Source organism: Streptomyces bohaiensis (assembly GCF_012033785.1).
Classification (GTDB): Bacteria; Actinomycetota; Actinomycetes; order Streptomycetales; family Streptomycetaceae; genus Streptomyces; species Streptomyces bohaiensis.
The window spans coordinates 1-1,785 of record NZ_JAAVJC010000484.1; the positions used below are offsets into that span (position 1 = coordinate 1).

Annotated in this window: 1 protein-coding gene; it reads right to left on the reverse strand. The window is 77.4% G+C overall.

Annotated elements, in window-relative coordinates:
- Positions 1 to 3: 3 nt before the first annotated feature.
- Positions 4 to 1,785 (reverse strand): nicotinate-nucleotide--dimethylbenzimidazole phosphoribosyltransferase (gene cobT, locus HCN52_RS24135; protein WP_168090541.1); only part of this gene is annotated, 1,782 nt, incomplete at its 5' end.

A 1,785-nucleotide genomic window follows, 5' to 3' on the forward strand; every position in this document is an offset into this window, starting at 1 on the left:
GGGTCAGCGTCCGGCGACGCCGGTGCTGTCGAAGGTCGCGACCTCGCGCAGGGCCCGCGCCGCCGCCTGCACCACCGGCAGCGCCAGCAGCGCGCCCGTCCCCTCCCCCATCCGCAGGTCGAGGTCGACCAGCGGACGCAGGCCCAGGGCGGTGAGGGCGGCGAGGTGGCCGGGGTCGGCGCCGCGGTGGCCCGCGACGCACGCCGAGACCGACTCCGGCGCCACGGCGCGGGCGACCAGCGCGGCGGCGCCGGCGGTGACGCCGTCGAGGATGACCGGGACCCGCAGCGAGGCGCCGCCGAGGATCAGACCGGTGAGCGCCGCGTGCTCCAGCCCCCCGACCGCCTCCAGCACGCCGATCGGGTCGGTCGGGTCCGGGCGGTGCAGGTCGAGACCGGCCCGCACGACCGCGACCTTCCGGGCGTGGGTGTCGTCGTCGACCCCGGAGCCCCGACCGGTGACCTCCGCCGCGTCGGCTCCGGTGAAGACGGCCGTCAGCGCGGCGGAGACGGTGGTGTTGGCGACGCCCATCTCGCCGGTCAGCAGGGCTCGGTTGCCGGCGGCGACGAGGTCGCGCGCGGTCTCGACACCGACCTCCAGCGCCCGCATGACCTCGGCCCGGGTGAGGGCCGGTCCCGCGGTGAAGTCACCGGTGCCCGGTCGCACCTTGCGCGGCATGAGTCCCGGCATCGCCGGCAGCTCGCCCCGGACGCCGACGTCGATGACGCAGACCTCGGCGCCGACCTGGGCGGCGAACGCGTTGCAGACCGCTCCCCCGCCCAGGAAGTTGGCGACCATCTGGGCTGTCACCTCCTGCGGCCAGGAGCTGACGCCCTGGGCGTGGACGCCGTGGTCACCGGCGAACACCGCGAGCGCCGCCGGCTCGGGGACGGGCGGCGGGCAGCTGCGGGTCAGACCGCACAGCTGGGCGGAGATGACCTCCAGCGCGCCCAGCGCACCGGGCGGCTTGGTCATGCGCCGCTGCCGGTCCCATGCCTCCGCCAGTGACTGGGCGTCCAGCGGGCGGATGGCGGCCAGCGTCTCGGCGAGCAGGTCGTGCGGGGCGCCACCGGGCAGGGCGCGCCTGCCGTAGGACTCCTCGTGGACCACCCAGGAGAGCGGCCGGCCGGTGGCGGGGTCGGTCTCCGCCTCGGCCGCGCGCGGGGCGGCGTCGACGTGGCCGACGCAGAGGTAGGCGACGATCTCCAGGTGCTCGGGCAGACCGAGGACCGCGCCGAGCTCCCGGTCGTCGTGGAAGCCGATCCAGCCGATGCCCAGCCCTTCGGCACGCGCGGCGAGCATGAGGTTCTCGACGGCGAGCGCCGCGGAGTACGGCGCGGCGTCCGGGCCGCCCAGCGGGCCGAGCGCGGGGCGGCCGCCGCGGGTCGCGTCGGCGGTGACGACGATCGTCACCGGCGCCTCCAGCACGGCGCGGGCAGCGGGTTCGGGGAGCTGCCGCGCCCGCGCGCGGGGCAGCGACTTGGCGTACTCCTCGTGCTGACGGCGCACCAGGTCGTGGACGGCGGCCCGGGTCTCCTGCGAGCGGATGACCAGGAAGTCCCAGGGCTGGGCCGGGCCGACGGCGGGCGCGGTGTGGGCGGCCTCCAGCAGCCGGAGGAGTTGGTCGTGCTCGACCGGCTCCGGCAGGAACCCGTGCTGGACGTCGCGGCGGTCCCGCATCAGCCGGTGGATGGTGTCCCGCTCGGCGTCGTCGTAGTCGGCGGCCGGACCGGCGTCGGGGTGGGTCAGGGCGGTGGCGGCGGCGGGCGAGCCCGCCGGGGCGGG